This is a genomic window from Xanthomonas sp. 1678 (assembly GCF_031455575.1).
Taxonomy (GTDB): Bacteria; Pseudomonadota; Gammaproteobacteria; order Xanthomonadales; family Xanthomonadaceae; genus Xanthomonas_A.
This window is the reverse complement of record NZ_JAVDSZ010000011.1, coordinates 100,329-115,747: the sequence shown is the minus strand read 5'-3', so window position 1 is coordinate 115,747 and position 15,419 is coordinate 100,329. Positions and strand designations below refer to the sequence as shown.

General features: G+C 70.3%; 12 protein-coding genes. 5 read left to right on the top strand and 7 right to left on the bottom strand.

The window, feature by feature from the left end; translation table 11 throughout:
- Window positions 1-122 precede the first annotated feature (122 nt).
- The 3 genes from zupT to J2Y70_RS18130 form a co-directional block, all read right to left on the bottom strand.
- Window positions 123-944 carry a zinc transporter ZupT gene (gene zupT, locus J2Y70_RS18140; RefSeq protein ID WP_263394682.1) on the bottom strand — a complete coding sequence of 274 codons (822 nt, stop codon included), beginning with the start codon at window positions 942-944 and terminating at the stop codon, window positions 123-125.
- Window positions 945-1,059: 115 nt separating this feature from the next.
- Window positions 1,060-1,503: an energy transducer TonB gene (locus J2Y70_RS18135; protein WP_263394681.1), complete on the bottom strand. Its 444-nt coding sequence runs from the start codon at window positions 1,501-1,503 to the stop codon at window positions 1,060-1,062.
- A 5-nt stretch (window positions 1,504-1,508) separates the two neighbouring features.
- The gene (locus J2Y70_RS18130; RefSeq protein ID WP_309920659.1) at window positions 1,509-1,850 is read right to left on the bottom strand and encodes a 4a-hydroxytetrahydrobiopterin dehydratase; all 342 of its coding nucleotides are present in this window, start codon (window positions 1,848-1,850) and stop codon (window positions 1,509-1,511) included.
- Between the two features lie 91 nt (window positions 1,851-1,941).
- On the opposite strand from J2Y70_RS18130, the gene J2Y70_RS18125 reads away from it, so the two are divergent.
- Entirely contained in the window at window positions 1,942-2,538 is a 597-nt protein-coding gene (locus J2Y70_RS18125; RefSeq protein WP_263113380.1) for an NfuA family Fe-S biogenesis protein, read from the top strand.
- A gap of 16 nt (window positions 2,539-2,554) precedes the next feature.
- On the top strand, window positions 2,555-4,243 hold the full coding sequence (locus J2Y70_RS18120) for a hypothetical protein (RefSeq protein ID WP_309920655.1): 1,689 nt from the start codon (window positions 2,555-2,557) through the stop codon (window positions 4,241-4,243).
- Between the two features lie 337 nt (window positions 4,244-4,580).
- On the opposite strand, the gene J2Y70_RS18115 is transcribed toward J2Y70_RS18120, so the two are convergent.
- A complete protein-coding gene (locus tag J2Y70_RS18115; protein WP_309920652.1) occupies window positions 4,581-5,042 on the bottom strand; it encodes a cytochrome c in 462 nt (153 codons plus the stop codon).
- 7 nt (window positions 5,043-5,049) lie between these two features.
- Window positions 5,050-5,448, bottom strand: a complete 399-nt coding sequence (locus tag J2Y70_RS18110; protein ID WP_263394678.1) for a cytochrome c — start codon at window positions 5,446-5,448, stop codon at window positions 5,050-5,052.
- Window positions 5,449-5,664: 216 nt separating this feature from the next.
- Between J2Y70_RS18110 and J2Y70_RS18105 the strand changes: the two genes are divergently transcribed.
- The 3 genes from J2Y70_RS18105 to J2Y70_RS18095 are packed head-to-tail and all read left to right on the top strand — an operon-like array spanning window position 5,665 to window position 13,390.
- On the top strand, window positions 5,665-6,789 hold the full coding sequence (locus tag J2Y70_RS18105) for an efflux RND transporter periplasmic adaptor subunit (protein WP_309920649.1): 1,125 nt from the start codon (window positions 5,665-5,667) through the stop codon (window positions 6,787-6,789).
- Complete coding sequence (locus J2Y70_RS18100) at window positions 6,789-10,307, top strand: efflux RND transporter permease subunit (protein WP_309920646.1); 3,519 nt, start codon at window positions 6,789-6,791, stop codon at window positions 10,305-10,307. The genes J2Y70_RS18105 and J2Y70_RS18100 overlap by 1 nt, the downstream gene beginning before the upstream one ends.
- Complete coding sequence (locus J2Y70_RS18095; RefSeq protein ID WP_309920643.1) at window positions 10,304-13,390, top strand: efflux RND transporter permease subunit; 3,087 nt, start codon at window positions 10,304-10,306, stop codon at window positions 13,388-13,390. Before J2Y70_RS18100 ends, J2Y70_RS18095 begins: the two co-directional genes overlap by 4 nt.
- Before the next feature lie 194 nt (window positions 13,391-13,584).
- Here J2Y70_RS18095 and J2Y70_RS18090 read toward each other — a convergent pair whose 3' ends face one another.
- Together J2Y70_RS18090 and J2Y70_RS18085 are read right to left on the bottom strand one after the other, a co-directional pair.
- The gene (locus J2Y70_RS18090) at window positions 13,585-14,868 is read right to left on the bottom strand and encodes a TraB/GumN family protein (RefSeq protein ID WP_309920640.1); all 1,284 of its coding nucleotides are present in this window, start codon (window positions 14,866-14,868) and stop codon (window positions 13,585-13,587) included.
- 4 nt (window positions 14,869-14,872) lie between these two features.
- On the bottom strand, window positions 14,873-15,409 hold the full coding sequence (locus tag J2Y70_RS18085; RefSeq protein ID WP_263394673.1) for a GNAT family N-acetyltransferase: 537 nt from the start codon (window positions 15,407-15,409) through the stop codon (window positions 14,873-14,875).
- Between the last annotated feature and the right edge of the window lie 10 nt (window positions 15,410-15,419).

The following is a 15,419-nucleotide window of genomic DNA, read 5'->3' as shown; positions in this document are numbered from 1 at the left end:
TTCGACGTGGCATTGCTGAAGACGCGCGCAGCATGCTCCGGGTTGCATGTCTGCCAGCTTTCTTCGCCGCATCGCCACGACGACGTGCCTGGTGTCCGTTCAGCCAGTGCGCGACAGCCGGCTCAGGGCGTGGTGGACAGGCGGAACAGCACCAGGCTCAGCGCCAGCGTGGCCATGCCGGCGACCAGGCCGTACACGGTCTCGTGGCCCTTGGCGTAGCGCTTGGCCGCGGGCAGCAGTTCGTCCAGGGCCAGGAACACCATCACCCCGGCGATGACCCCGAACACCGCGCCGAAGATGGCTTCGGACAGGAACCGCGACAGCACCGCATAGCCGATGATCGCGCCGATCGGCTCGGCCAGGCCGGACAACAGGCTGGCGGCGAACGCATAGGACTTGCGCCCGGTGGCGTAGTGCACCGGCACCGCGATGGCGATGCCTTCGGGGATGTTGTGCACGGCGATCGCGAACGCCAGCGGCATGCCCACGGTGGGATTTTCCAGGGTCGCGAAGAACGTCGCCAGGCCCTCCGGGAAGTTGTGCGCGGTGATCGCCACCGCGGTCAGCAGGCCGACGCGCTTGATGTAGGCGCGGTTGTCGTCGCGGAACAGCGGATCCTTGGCGTTGAGGCTTTCGTGGGGATTGGGCACCAGCCGGTCGATCACCACGATCAGCGCCATGCCGGCCAGGAACGCCAGCGTGGCGTAGGCGTAACCCAGGTTCGGATCGAACGCCTTGGTGAACGAGGTGATCGACTTGCCGAGGATTTCGGTCAGCGATACGTACACCATCGCGCCGCCAGCGAAGGCCAGGCCGAACGCGAGCAGGCGCGGGTTGGGACCCTTGGTGAACAGCACCAGCACGCTGCCCAGGGCGGTGGCCAGGCCGGCGGCCAGGGTGACCGCCAAGGCGATCCAGACGTTGTGCGACGAAATTTCCAGCATGCGCCAGGCGGCTCCTGTGTCGGGACAGCGATGAAAGCGGGCGCGAGGCTGGCGGAGTGTGAAGACGGCGCGCCGCCGCGTCGGCGGTGCGTTCGGGGGCGGCCGGCGGCTTGGCTCAGCCGGCGCCGTGCGCCTGCGCGTCGAGCGCGAAGCAGCGGTCCGGGCGCGGTTGCGGCACGGTGAAGTTGACCGGCACCTGGATCGTCCACGGCACCGCCTGGCCATTGCGGGTGGCGGGCTTGAACACCCATTCGCGCACGCGCTGCTGCGCCGAGGCGTCGAGCTTGGGCTGGCCGCTGCTGCTGACCAGCTGCACGTCGGTCGGCTTGCCTTCCACGCCGACCACCACTTTCAGCACCGCCTTGCCGCCGAGCCCGGCGCAGGCCAGCTCGATCGGATAGTCCGGCGGCGGGGTCTGCACCGCGGCGACCTCGGTCGGCGGCGCCGCCACGGCCTGGGTCTGCGACTGTTCGGACTTGCCGCAGCCGCCCAGCAGCACGGCGGCTGCGAGGCCGGCGAGCGCCGGCAAGCGGGTGCAACGAGGGGACACGATGGGCATGGCGTTCATTCCGGAAGGGCCGACGCCTTGGCGGCGCAGATGAAGTCGTTTTCGCTGAGGCCGCCGACGTCGTGGGTGGAATAGCGCACCACCACGCGGTCGTAGTGCACGCCCAGGTCGGGGTGGTGGTCCTCGCGGTGCGCGATCCAGGCCAGCGCGTTCACGAACGCCAGCGTGCGGTAGTAGTCGGGGAAGCGGAACGTGCGGCTGATCGCCATGCCGTTCTCGACCAGGTCCCAGCCGGGCACCTGCGGCAGCAATTCGGCCAGGCGCGCCTGGGTGAGCTTGTATTCGCTGCCCTTGCAGGGCGCGCAATGGGCGCGTTCGAGCGGGATCAGGTCGTTCATGTTCGGAGCCTCCGCGGCGGGGCGGCTGAACGCGCCGCCGATGGGGAAAGTTCGCGATGAGCCGATCGCGTGGAAGCGCTAGAATAACCGCATGATCCAGATCTCCGACAACGCGCAGACCCATTTCCGCAAACTGCTCGAACGCGAGGCCGTGCCCGGCATGGGCGTGCGCCTGAGCGCGGTCGACCCCGGCACCGCACGCGCCGACGCGCGGCTGGAGTTCGCCGAGCCGGCGGACCTGGCCGGCGACGAATGGGCGATCGATTGCGCCGGCTTCACCCTGTACGTCGCCGCCGACAGCGTCGGCTGGCTGGACGGTGCCGAGATCGACTACGTCACCCAGGGCACCGGCCAGCAACTGACGATCAAGGCACCGAAGATCAAGGGCGAGGCGCCGGGCGAGGCCGCATCACTGGTCGAGCGGGTGCGCTGGGTGGTCGAGAACGAGGTCAATCCGCAGCTGGCCCAGCATGGCGGCCGGGTGGCGGTGCAGGAAGTGTCGGCCGAGGGCGTGGTGCTGCTGCGCTTCGGCGGCGGCTGTCACGGTTGCGGCATGGCCGACGTGACCCTGAAGCAGGGCATCGAGAAGACGCTGATGGGGCGCGTGCCGGGCATCACCGCCGTGCGCGACGCCACCGACCACGACAGTGGCAGCGCGCCGTACATCCCGCGCGACACCGCGGCCTGATTCCTCCGCGACGCCGGTGACGCGCGCCACCGACATCCTCGACGCGCTGTTGGCGCGCTCGCCACGCAAGCTGTTGCGCGATCGCCGGACCGGCCTGCCGTATGGCTGGGCGCACTGGATCGCTTCGCAGCCGGTCAAGCCGCGCCCGTTCGTCTCCTCCCAGCTGATCGCGGCGCTGCCGGCGCCGGCGCTAGCGCCGACCGCGCGGCTGCCGGCACTGAGCGCATGGCAGGCATTCCGCCGCCTGTGGTGGCAGGACTGGGATCCGGCACCTTACGACCAGCGCTGGTGGCGGCGGATCGCGGCGCTGGTCAGCCTGGCGCTGCACTTGCTGTTCGCGCTGTTCCTGTTGTGGGTGGCATTCGTGCGCCTGTTGCCGCCGCGCCCGGACGCGGGCGAGGCCGGGCGCGTGCAGGTGGAATTCGTCGGCCGCGGCACGCCGGCCGAGACCGGCGGCGGCGCGGCCGCGCAGGACGCCGCTGCCGCCGCGGCCGCACAGCAGGCCGCCGCGGCGGCAGCGCGCCAGGCCGCGGCGACCGCCGCAGCGCAGACCGCCGCCGCGGCGCGTGCCGCGTCCGCCACGCCGGCGAGCGCGGCACAGGCGGTGGCCAGCCCGCCGCCGCTGCCGCCGGAGCAGCCGCTGCAGGTCACCGAGACCGCGCAGCCGCGCAGCGATTTCGTGCTGCCACCGCCCAGCGTGCGCGAACCGGCGCTGACCCCCCGCGAGATCGCGCCGCCGAGCGTGCAGGTGACCGAGCGCCAGATCGACGTGGTCACCGAGGTCCCGATCGTGGCGCAGATCCGTCCGCGCGAGGTCGCGGTGCCGCGCCCGCCGGCGCCGCAGCTGCAGGTGCGCGAGCGCGAAGTGCCGGCGCCGCTGCCGCAGGTCCAGGTGCAGGTGCCGCAGATCCGCCCGCGCGAGCCCGCGCCGACGCTGCGCGCGGCCGAAGCGCCGCAGGTGCGGCAGATCGAACTGCCGACGCCGGCTGCGGCGGCGGCGCCGGTCGTGGCGCCACCCGCGCAGCCATCCGACGCCACCGCAAGCGCGCCGGCCAACGCCGCGGCTTCGGCGCAATCTGCGACCCCGACCAGCACCGCCGCACAAGGCAAGGCGGAGACCCAGGCGCCAGCCGGCACCGGCGCCGCGCCGCCCGGCAGCCGGGCGGCCGCGCCGGGCAGCGGTCCGGCCGCGGTCGCGCGCGATGGCGGTTGGGCGACGCCGCAGCGCGGCGACGACTGGGGCGCGTCGGCGCGCAACCGTGCCGGCGATGCCGGCGCCGGCCAGCGCAATGGCCTGTTCAACGGCGATGGCAGCGTGCGCGTGCCCGGTGGCGAAGGGCAGGGCAAGGCGCCGCCGCGCGGCGCGCCCGGCACCGAGACCGACAGCTGGTCGCGCGACCAGATCGCCAAGGCCGGTGAGTGGCTCAAGCGCCCGCCGTACGACTACAAGCCGACCTCGTTCGACAAGTACTGGCTGCCGAACGCGACGCTGCTGGAAGAGTGGGTGCGACGCGGCGTCAAGACCGTCAACATCCCGATTCCCGGCACCACCAGCAGCATTTCCTGCGTGGTCTCGATCCTGCAGCTGGGCGGCGGCTGCGGCATCACCGATCCGAATCTCAACGACCAGCCCGCCAGCGCGCGCCCGCCGCCGGACGTGCCGTTCAAGCCGGGCCTGCAGGAAGACAACGGCAGCGTGAAGTAGGCGCCGAGTGCGTGCGCATTGCGCTGCTGCGGCATCCAGGCAGCCATGATTGCGGCATGGATGCGACAGCGATCCGCCGCATGCAGACGCCTGTCTCCTGTAGGAGCGGCTTCAGCCGCGACAGAATCTATCGGTAACGCGTGTCGCGGCTGAAGCCGCTCCTACAGAAGAGCGGCTCGCCGCCGACATGCGGGCGATCACGCCCGATTCGGAGGCGCGTGCACCCTCAGTCGATCGCGGCCGGCGGCGCGAAGCCCGGCACCTGAAGCCGGCGCCGCCGCGTTTGCCGCACGGACTGGCGGTGGAACCGGCGCCGGCGAGACGCCGGCGCTCGCGGTTACTTCAGGCCGTGCATGTCGCGCAGCTGGGTGGCGCGCGAACCGAAGTACGCTGCCAGATCGGCGACGTCCTGATCGCTGAGCGCCGTCGCCTGCGGGGTCATCAGCGGATGCTGGCGATCGCCGGCGCGGTAGGCCTGCAGCGCATGGGCGAGGTAGTCGCCGTACTGGCCGCCGAGCTTGGGATAGGTCGGGTCGATCGGCGCGTTGCCGTCGGCACCGTGGCAGTCGATGCAGCTCTGCCCGGTGGCCTTGCCCTTGGCGTTGGCCAGTTTCTCGCCGGCGGCGACACGCCCGGTGGGCAGGCCGGCGGACGAGCCGGAGCCGTGCTCGCCGCTGGCATGGCCGGCGTCGCCGGCGGACTGGCTGGTGGATTCAACCTGCGATTGCGAACATGCCCCCAACCACAGGGCAGCAAGCAGGACGATGGCGGGACGCAGTGCGTGCTCGGCTTTCGGCATGGGAAGGCTACTTGAGGGTGGTCAGGAAAGCGGCGATGTCGGCGATATCCTGGTCGGAGAAGCTTTCCGCCTGGGCCTGCATGGTCGGGTGCTTGCGCTTGCCGAGCCGGTATTCGGTCAGCGCCTGGGTCAGGTACTGCGCCGATTGGCCGCCGATCTTGGGAATGCGGTAGCTCGGATAGGCATTCTTGTAGCCGGTGACGCCGTGGCAGCCCTGACAGGTATAGGTCAGCAGCTTGCCGTTGGCGGCATTGCCGGCGGCGGGAGCAGCGGAGGCTGCCGGAGCCGGAGCGGTGGCTGGAGCGGGAGCGGCGGGCGCCGGCACGGTCTGCGCCGCTGCCGGGGTGATCCCGAGAGAAGCGAGTACGGCCAGAGCAAAACAAGCGGCTAGCGGCTGCGTGCGCATGGTTTCGTGGTCCGGAGGACGGGACTGGGGGTTCCGGCGTGGGGGAACACGGAACGACCCGAGTATAGCCTGGCCTTTCGCGGCTCCGAAACAGTCCTCTGTCTCCGCACATGGCACGGAGGGCGGGCACCATGACCTTTGGCTCATTCACCTTGGTGTCATCAGGTGATCTACTTACCTACAACACCATTCACGCCATCCACCAGGGACACGACGATGACGCGATATTCCACGCGCCGACGCACCGCCAGCTGCGCCGCCGCGCTGTTGATCACCTCCACGCTGCTGCTCGGCGGCTGCAAGCCGGCCGCCGGTGATGCCCAGGCCAAGCAGAAAGAGGCCGAGAAGGCGCCGGACGCGGTCCCGGTCGAGGTGGCCAAGGTGACCCGCCGCGCGGTGGCGGCCAGCTACAGCGGCACCGCCGCGCTGGAGGCGCGCGCCGAATCGCAGGTGGTGGCCAAGACCTCCGGGGTGGCGCTGGCGGTGCTGGCCGAGGAGGGCCAGCAGGTCCGTGCCGGCCAGCCGCTGGTACGGCTGGACCCCGACCGCGCGCGGCTGGCGGTGGCGCAGAGCGAGGCGCAGCTGCGCAAGCTGGAGAACAACTACCGGCGCTCGCAGCAGCTGGTCGGCCAGCAGCTGGTCAGCGCCGCCGATGTCGACCAGATCAAGTACGACCTGGCCAACGTGCGCGCGCAGCACCAGCTGGCGTCGCTGGAACTGTCCTACGCCACGGTGGTCGCGCCGATTTCCGGGGTGATCGCGTCGCGCTCGATCAAGACCGGCAACTTCGTGCAGATCAACACGCCGATCTTCCGCATCGTCGACGATTCGCGCCTGGAGGCCACGCTCAACGTGCCCGAGCGCGAACTGGCCACGCTCAAGGCCGGGCAGCCGGTGACCCTGCTGGCCGATGCGCTGCCGGGCAAGCACTACCTGGGCAGGGTCGACCGCATCGCGCCGGTGGTGGATTCGGGCAGCGGCACGTTCCGCGTGGTGTGCGCGTTCGAAGAGGGCGCCGAGGCGTTGCAGCCGGGCATGTTCGGGCGCATCCGCATCGACTACGACCAGCGCGCCGATGCGCTGGTGGTGCCGCGCCTGGCGTTGCTCGACGACGGCGAGCCGGCGGTGTTCAAGGTCGCTGCCGGCAAGGTGGCGCGGGTGCCGGTGACGCTGGGCTATTCGGAAGGTCCGTGGGTGGAGATCCGCGCCGGGCTGCAGCCCGGCGACCAGGTGGTCACCGCCGGCAAGGTGGCGCTGCGCGACGGTAGCCGCGTGCAGGTGATCGCGCCGCAGCGCGAGGCCGCCGGCACCGGCGGCGGTGCCGCGGTCGGAGCGCACTGATGACCAGCGCCGGTTCCGATCACGGCAGCGATCCGCACGAACACACGCCGCCCGGCGTGCACGGCGGCGGGCTGGTCGAATTCGCCACGCGCCGCCGCGTCACCATCGCCATGGCCACGGTGACGCTGCTGCTGTTCGGCGTGATCGCGTTGAACAGCCTCAAGGTCAACCTGCTGCCGGACCTGAGCTATCCGACCCTGACCGTGCGCACCGAGTACACCGGCGCGGCGCCGTCGGAGATCGAGACGCTGGTGACCGAGCCGGTCGAAGAAGCGGTCGGCGTGGTCAAGAACCTGCGCAAGCTCAAGTCGGTGTCGCGCACCGGACAGAGCGACGTGGTGCTGGAGTTCGCCTGGGGCACCAACATGGACCAGGCCAGCCTGGAGGTGCGCGACAAGATGGAGGCGCTGGAGCTGCCGCTGGAAGCCAAGGCGCCGGTGCTGCTGCGCTTCAATCCGTCCACCGAGCCGATCATGCGCCTGGTGCTGGCGAGCAAGGCGACGCCGGCCAGCGACGCCGACGCGGTGCGCGCGCTGACCCAGCTGCGCCGCTACGCCGACGAGGACCTGAAGAAGAAGCTGGAGCCGGTGGCAGGGGTGGCCGCGGTCAAGGTCGGCGGCGGCCTGGAGGACGAGATCCAGGTCGACATCGACCAGCAGCGCCTGGCGCAGCTGAGCCTGCCGATCGACAACGTCATCACCCGGCTCAAGGAAGAGAACATCAACATCTCCGGCGGGCGCCTGGAACAGGGCTCGCAGCGCTACCTGGTGCGCACGGTCAACCAGTTCGCCGACCTCGATGAGATCCGCAACCTGCTGCTGACCACCCAGGGTGCAGGCAGCAACGCCGCCGACGCGGCGATGCAGCAGATGTACGCGATTGCCGCCTCCACCGGTTCGGAAGCGGCGCTGGCCGCCGCCTCGGCGGCGCAGAGCGCCTCGTCCAGTTCCACCACCACCATCGCCGGCGGCATGCCGGTGCGGTTGAAGGACGTGGCCGAGGTGCGGCAGGGCTACAAGGAGCGCGAGGCGATCATCCGCCTGGGCGGCAAGGAAGCGGTGGAGCTGGCGATCTACAAGGAAGGCGATGCCAACACCGTGTCCACCGCGGCATCGCTGCGCAAGCGCCTGGAGCAGCTGAAGACGCAGATCCCGCCCGACGTGGAGCTGACCACGCTGGAGGACCAGTCGCGCTTCATCGAGCACGCCATCGGCGACGTCAAGAAGGACGCGGTGATCGGCGGCCTGCTGGCGATCCTGATCATCTTCCTGTTCCTGCGCGATGGCTGGAGCACGTTCGTGATCAGCCTGTCGCTGCCGGTGTCGATCGTGGCCACGTTCTTCTTCATGGGCCAGCTCGGCCTGAGCTTGAACGTGATGTCGCTGGGCGGGCTGGCGCTGGCCACCGGCCTGGTGGTGGACGACTCGATCGTGGTGCTGGAAAGCATCGCCAAGGCGCGCGAGCGCGGCCTGAGCATCCTCGATGCGGCGATCGCCGGCACCCGCGAGGTGAGCATGGCGGTGGTCGCCTCGACCCTGACCACGATCGCGGTGTTCCTGCCGCTGGTGTTCGTCGAAGGCGTGGCCGGGCAGCTGTTCCGCGACCAGGCCTTGACCGTGGCGATCGCCATCGCGATCTCGCTGGTGGTGTCGATGACCCTGATCCCGATGCTGAGCTCGCTGAAGGGGCGCCCGCCGCTGGCGTTCCCGGCCGAGCCGGAGCAGCCGCAGTGGCAGCCGCAGCGCGGCTGGCTCAAGCCAGTGGCGGCAGGTCGGCGCGGCGCCGCGGCGGCGGTGCGCGGCAGTTTCTTCGGCGCGGCGTGGCTGGTGGTGCGGTTGTGGCGCGGTGGCGTGGCGGTGGTCGCGCCGGTGATGCGCAAGGCCAGCGACCTGGCGATGGCGCCGTATGCGCGCGCCGAACGCGGCTATCTGCGGCTGCTGCCGGGCGCGTTGGGGCGGCCGTGGCTGGTGTTGGGCCTGGCCGCGCTGGCGTTCGCGGCGACGCTGGCGGTGGTGCCGATGCTCGGCGCCGACCTGATCCCGCAACTGGCGCAGGACCGCTTCGAGATGACGGTGAAGCTGCCGGCCGGCACGCCGTTGCGGCAGACCGATGCGCTGGTGCGCGAACTGCAGGAAAAACACGGCAAGGACGCCGGCGTGCAGGCGCTGTACGGGGTCAGCGGCAGCGGCACCCGGCTCGACGCCAGCCCCACCGAGAGCGGCGAGAACATCGGCAAGCTGACCATCGCCATGGCCGGCGGCGGCAGCGAGCAGTTCGAGGCGCAGCAGAGCGACCGGATGCGCGCGACGATGCGCAACCATCCGGGCGTGCAGGTCGGTTTCAGCCGCCCGGAGCTGTTCAGTTTCTCCACGCCGCTGGAAATCGAACTGCGCGGGCAGGACCTGGAGACGATCCAGCACGCCGGGCAGAAGCTGACCGCGATGCTGCGCGGCAATAGCCACTACGCCGACGTCAAGTCGACGGTGGAAGAGGGCTTCCCGGAAATCCAGATCCGCTTCGACCAGGAACGCGCCGGCGCGCTGGGCCTGACCACGCGGCAGATCGCCGATGTGGTGGTGAAGAAGGTGCGCGGCGATGTCGCCACCCGCTACAGCTTCCGCGACCGCAAGATCGACGTGCTGGTGCGCGCGCAGCAGAGCGACCGCGCCAGCGTCGACAGCATCCGCCGGCTGATCGTCAATCCGGGCAGCAGCCGGCCGGTGACGCTGGACGCGGTCGCCGACGTCGTCGCCACCACCGGTCCCAGCGAGATCCACCGCGCCGACCAGATCCGCGTGGCGATCGTGTCGGCCAACCTGCGCGACATCGACCTGGGCGGCGCGGTGCGCGAGGTGCAGGACATGGTCGCGCGCGAGCCGCTCGGCGCCGGCGTCGGCATGCACATCGGCGGCCAGGGCGAGGAGCTGGCGCAGTCGGCCAAGTCGCTGCTGTTCGCGTTCGGCCTGGCGATCTTCCTGGTGTACCTGGTGATGGCCTCGCAGTTCGAATCGCTGCTGCATCCGTTCGTGATCCTGTTCACCATCCCGCTGGCGATGGTCGGCGCGGTGCTGGCGCTGCTGCTGAGCGGCAAGCCGGTGTCGGTGGTGGTGTTCATCGGCCTGATCCTGCTGGTCGGGCTGGTGACCAAGAACGCGATCATCCTGATCGACAAGGTCAACCAGCTGCGCGAGGAGGGCGTGGCCAAGCGCGAGGCGTTGATCGAAGGCGCGCGCTCGCGGCTGCGGCCGATCATCATGACCACGCTGTGCACGCTGTTCGGCTTCCTGCCGCTGGCGGTGGCGGCGGGCGAGGGTGCCGAGGTGCGCGCGCCGATGGCGATCACCGTGATCGGCGGCCTGCTGGTGTCCACGCTGCTGACTCTGGTGGTGATCCCGGTGGTCTACGACCGCCTGGACCGCCGCGCCGACGGCTACTACGCCGAGCGCGGCCAGCGCGCGCGCAAGCGCCTGCAGGGCCTCGCCGGCAGCGCCGGCACCGACGCGGACGAACCGGCATGAGCGTCGCCGAGTTCAGCATCCGCCGTCCGATCACCACCATCATGTGCTTCGTGTCGCTGGTGGTGGTCGGCCTGATCGCCGCGTTCCGGCTGCCGCTGGAGGCGCTGCCGGACATCTCCGCGCCGTTCCTGTTCGTGCAGTTGCCGTACAGCGGCTCGACCCCGGACGAGGTCGAGCGCAACCTGGTGCGGCCGACCGAGGAAGCGCTGGCGACGATGACCGGAATCAAGCGCATGCGCTCGACCGCCACCGCCGACGGCGCCAACATCTTCATCGAGTTCTCCGACTGGGACCGCGACATCGCCATCGCCGCGTCCGACGCGCGCGAGCGCATCGACGCGATCCGCGCCGACCTGCCCACTGACCTGCAGCGCTACCACGTGTTCAAGTGGTCCAGCAGCGACGAACCGGTGCTGAAGGTGCGCCTGGCCGGCGCGGCCGACCTGACCGGCGCCTACGACATGCTCGACCGCGAGTTCAAGCGGCGCCTGGAACGCATCCCCGGCGTGGCCAAGGTGGAGGTGTCCGGCGCGCCGCCGAACGAGGTCGAGATCGCGATCGCGCCGGACCGGCTCGGCGCGCACAACCTCAGCCTCAACGATCTCAGCGAGCGCCTGGGCAAGCTCAATTTCTCGCTGTCGGCCGGGCAGATCGACGACCACGGCCAGCGCCTGAGGGTACAGCCGGTCGGCGAACTGCGCGACCTGCAGGAACTGCGCGACCTGGTCATCGACAACAAGGGCCTGCGCCTGGGCGACATCGCCGACATCCGGCTCAAGCCGACCCGGATGAACTACGGCCGGCGCCTGGACGGGCGCCCGGCGGTGGGCCTGGACGTGTACAAGGAGCGCAGCGCCAACCTGGTCGAGGTGTCGCGCGCGGTGCTGGCCGAGGTGGAGCAGATCCGCACCCAGCCGGCGCTCAGCGACGTGCAGGTCAAGGTCATCGACAACCAGGGCAAGGCGGTGACCTCGTCGCTGACCGAGCTGGCCGAGGCCGGCGCGGTCGGCCTGCTGTTGTCGGTGACGGTGCTGTTCTTCTTCCTGCGCCACTGGCCGTCGACGCTGATGGTGACGCTGGCGATCCCGATCTGCTTCACCATCACCCTGGGCTTCATGTATTTCGCCGGGGTGACTCTCAATATCCTGACCATGATGGGCCTGCTGCTGGCGGTGGGCATGCTGGTGGACAACGCGGTGGTGGTGGTGGAGAGCATCTACCAGGAACGCGAGCGCATGCCCGAGCAGCCGCAGCTGGCCTCGATCATCGGCACCCGCAACGTCGCCATCGCGCTGTCGGCCGGCACCCTGTGCCACTGCATCGTGTTCGTGCCGAACCTGTTCGGCGAGACCAACAACATCAGCATCTTCATGGCGCAGATCGCGATCACCATCTCGGTGTCGCTGCTGGCCTCGTGGCTGGTGGCGGTGAGCCTGATCCCGATGCTGTCCGCGCGCATGCGCACGCCGGCGCTGGTGCGCTCCGAGCGCGGCCTGATCCCGCGCCTGCAGCGCCGCTACGCGCGCGTGCTCAGCTGGTCGCTGGCCCACCGCGGCTGGAGCGTCGCCGCGATCGCGCTGATCACCGCGCTCAGCGTGATCCCGATGATGCAGACCAAGAAGGACATGTTCGGCGGCGACGGCGGCGAGCAGATCTTCATCAGCTACGCGTGGAAGGGCTCGTACACGCGCGAGCAGCTGTCCGCAGAAGTGGCCAAGCTGGAACGCTTCATCGACGCGCGCCGCCAGCGCTACCACGTCACCCAGGTGTATTCGTGGTTCAGCGAGGTCGAGGGCAGCAGCACCACGCTGACCGTGGACCTGAAGCAGGTGCGCGACCTGCCGGCGTTGATCGAACAGATCCGCAAGGAACTGCCGCGCTCGGCGTTGACCGACTACAGCGTCGGCAGCAACGGCAACGGGCAGGGCGGCGGCAGCGGCGCGCAGAGCGTGCAGGTGCAACTGGTCGGCGATTCCACCCAGGCGCTGCGCGCGATCGCCGACGACGTGGTGCCGCTGCTGGCGCGGCGCAAGGAACTGCGCGACGTGCGCGTGGACACCGGCGACCGCACCACCGAACTGGCGGTGCGGGTGGACCGCGAACGCGCTGCGGCGTTCGGCTTCAATGCCGAGCAGGTCGCCAGCTTCGTCGGCCTGGCGTTGCGCGGCGCTTCGCTGCGCGAGTTCCGCCGTGGCGACAACGAGGTGCCGGTGTGGGTCCGCTTCGCCGGCGCCGAGGAGACCACACCCGAGGACCTGGACAGCTTCAACGTGCGCACCAAGGACGGGCGCAGCGTGCCGCTGCTGAGCCTGGTCGACGTGCAGACGCGGCCGGCGGCGACCCAGATCGGGCGCACCAACCGCCAGACCACGCTGACCATCACCGCCAATCTCGGGCTCAAGGTCACCCCGCCGGAGGCCAAGCAGGCGATGGAGGAGACGCTGAAGGGCGTCAGCTTCCCGGCCGGCTACCACTACAGCTTCGACGGCGCCGACGGCCAGGACGACGACCAGGCCGGCCAGCAGATGATGTTCAACCTGCTGATCGCGCTGCTGATGATCTACGTGGTGATGGCGGCGGTGTTCGAATCGCTGCTGTTCCCGGCGGCGATCATGAGCGGCGTGCTGTTCTCGATCTTCGGCGTGTTCTGGCTGTTCTGGCTCACCGGCACCAACTTCGGGATCATGGCCTTCATCGGCATCCTGGTGCTGATGGGCGTGGTGGTGAACAACGGCATCGTGATGATCGAGCACATCAACAACCTGCGCCGGCGCGGCCTCGGCCGCACCGAGGCGCTGGTGGAAGGCTCGCGCGAGCGGCTGCGGCCGATCATGATGACGATGGGCACCGCGATCCTGGCGATGGTGCCGATCTCGCTGACCACCACGCAGATGTTCGGCGACGGCCCGGCCTACTACCCGATGGCGCGCGCGATCGCCGGCGGCCTGGCCTTCTCGACCGTGGTCAGCCTGCTGTTCCTGCCGACCATCTACGCGATCCTCGACGACCTCAGCGGCGGCGTGACGCAGTTGGTGCGCCGCGCGCGCGGCGGCCGCGGCGTGGCGGCGCCGTCGGTGTCCTGACCAGGGGAGCGGGCCACGCGCCGGAATGGCCGGCGCGCTTGGCGCCTGCCGCATCGCGCGGAACGACTTGTGGGAGGGGCTTCAGCCCCGACGCCTTATCGATCACGCGTCGGGACTGAAACCCCTCCCACAATGTTCAACGACATGGCGGCCGTGCGATGAGGCAGGGCGCTGGCCGCGCCGCCGCGGTGCGCTCAACCAGCCAGCTTGCCGAAGATGCGGAAACCCGCCAGCCACACGCCGACCATGCTGCCCAGATTGGTCAGCAGGAAGGTCAGCACCACCCGCGAGACGCGGTTGCGGTACCAGCCGCGCAGGTTCTGCGCGTCGTCGCGCAGCGCCAGGAAATCGCCGTAGGCCGGCTTGCGCATGTGCACCTCGACCAGCGCGCTGAACGCACCGGCCGGCACCCCGGGGCGGAACGGCTTCAGCGGCGCAGCGATGGCGCCGGCGACGATGCTCAGCGGATGGCCGCCGGCCAGCAGGCAGCCCAGCCCGGCCAGGCCGCCGGTGAACAGTACCCACTGCAGCAGCAGGTCGGTGCCCAGCGCGAAGCCGCCGCGCCAGTAGCCCCAGGCGACGCCGCCCAGCACCAGCGCGGTCAGGGTCAGGGTGATCCACGGAATCTTCTTCTTGGTCGGCACGTCTTCCAGTGCCTTGCGCAGCGCTGCCGGATCGTCCTGGTCGTCCTGCAGGTGCCTGGCCAGGCCGGCCAGATGGCCGGCGCCGACCACCGCCAGCACCTCGTGGATGCCGCCGGCGCGCGCGGCGTCGACGAAGTCCGGGGTCGCGATCGGCGTCTGGCTGGGCGCGGCCCGCTGCGCGTGTTCCTCGCGCAGGCGCGTGGCCATGTAGCGGTCGCGTTCGGCGATGATGGTGTCGTACAGCGCCGGGCTTTCGCTGGCGAAGTCGCCGAAGCTGGCTTCGAGCATGTCGCCCTGCTTGAGCTTCTCGATCTCCGCCTCGCCGACCTCGTCGGAGGCGAACAGGCCGCCGAGCAGGCCGCTGCCGAGCTTGAGCTTGCCGAAGAAACCGAGCCGGCCGGAGGCGCGCTTGAAGGTCAGCCCGACCTCGCGGTCGATCAGGTACACCGGCAGTTGCCGTTCGCGCGCCAGCAGCACCGCGCGCTTGAGCTCGGCGCCGGGTTCGATGCCCAACTGCTCGGCCAGGCGCCGCTGGTAGGCGGCCAGCGCCAGGTTCGCCGCGAACAAGGCCACGCGGCCCTTGCGGATCACCTGCACCAGGTCCAGCTTGGTCAGCGCATCCGGATCGGTCAGCGCCTGCAGCCGTTGCGGATCCAGTTCGACCGCGACCGCATCGAAACGGCCGCTGTCGATCGCCCGTTCCACCGCGGCGACGCTGGCCAGCGAGACGTGGGCGGTGCCGAGCAGGGTATAGCGCACGCCATCGCGTTCGACGATGCGGTACGGCTGGCCGGCGAACAACGCGTCGTCGCCGGCCTGGGAAAGTTCGTTCATTCCATCACTCATCGAAGGGCGCCTCATCGGCGCCGGGGCCCAGCGGGCGTTGCATCTGTAGCGTGTCCAGCCAGCGCCCGTGCTTGCGGCCGAGCCCGCGGAACACGCCGACCGGCCTGAAGCCGAAACGCTGGTGCAGGCGGATCGAAGCATGGTTGCTCGACTCGCCGATCACCGCCACCATCTGCCGGAAGCCGCGCGCCTCGCAGGCCGCGATCAGCGCCTGCAGCAGCGCCGAACCGACGCCGCGGCCGTGCAGCGCCGGGTCCACGTAGACGGTGTTCTCCACGGTCCAACGGTAGGCGACGCGGGCCCGGTAGCTGCTCGCGTAGGCGTAGCCGGCCAGGCGGCCGTCGGCGGCATGCGCGACCAGGTAGGGATAGCCGCGCGCGATCACGTCCTGCATGCGCCGCAGCATCTCGGCCTGGTCCGGCGCGTCGTACTCGTAGGTATTGACCTGGCTGCGCACCTCTTCGGCGTACAGCGCGGTGATCGCGGGGATATCGGCGGCCTCGGCGGCGCGCAGTTGCAGGTCGTCCAAGGCGGTGGCG

Excerpts from the sequence above, each read along its gene's own strand:
- J2Y70_RS18100 (WP_309920646.1), top strand. The coding sequence starts at position 6,789 with ATGACCAGCGCCGGTTCCGATCACGGCAGCGATCCGCACGAACACACG.
- J2Y70_RS18105 (WP_309920649.1), top strand. The coding sequence starts at position 5,665 with ATGACGCGATATTCCACGCGCCGACGCACCGCCAGCTGCGCCGCCGCG.
- J2Y70_RS18135 (WP_263394681.1), bottom strand. The coding sequence starts at position 1,503 with ATGCCCATCGTGTCCCCTCGTTGCACCCGCTTGCCGGCGCTCGCCGGC.
- J2Y70_RS18130 (WP_309920659.1), bottom strand. The coding sequence starts at position 1,850 with ATGAACGACCTGATCCCGCTCGAACGCGCCCATTGCGCGCCCTGCAAG.
- J2Y70_RS18110 (WP_263394678.1), bottom strand. The coding sequence starts at position 5,448 with ATGCGCACGCAGCCGCTAGCCGCTTGTTTTGCTCTGGCCGTACTCGCT.
- J2Y70_RS18090 (WP_309920640.1), bottom strand. The coding sequence starts at position 14,868 with ATGAACGAACTTTCCCAGGCCGGCGACGACGCGTTGTTCGCCGGCCAG.
- J2Y70_RS18095 (WP_309920643.1), top strand. The coding sequence starts at position 10,304 with ATGAGCGTCGCCGAGTTCAGCATCCGCCGTCCGATCACCACCATCATG.
- J2Y70_RS18115 (WP_309920652.1), bottom strand. The coding sequence starts at position 5,042 with ATGCCGAAAGCCGAGCACGCACTGCGTCCCGCCATCGTCCTGCTTGCT.
- J2Y70_RS18125 (WP_263113380.1), top strand. The coding sequence starts at position 1,942 with ATGATCCAGATCTCCGACAACGCGCAGACCCATTTCCGCAAACTGCTC.
- zupT (WP_263394682.1), bottom strand. The coding sequence starts at position 944 with ATGCTGGAAATTTCGTCGCACAACGTCTGGATCGCCTTGGCGGTCACC.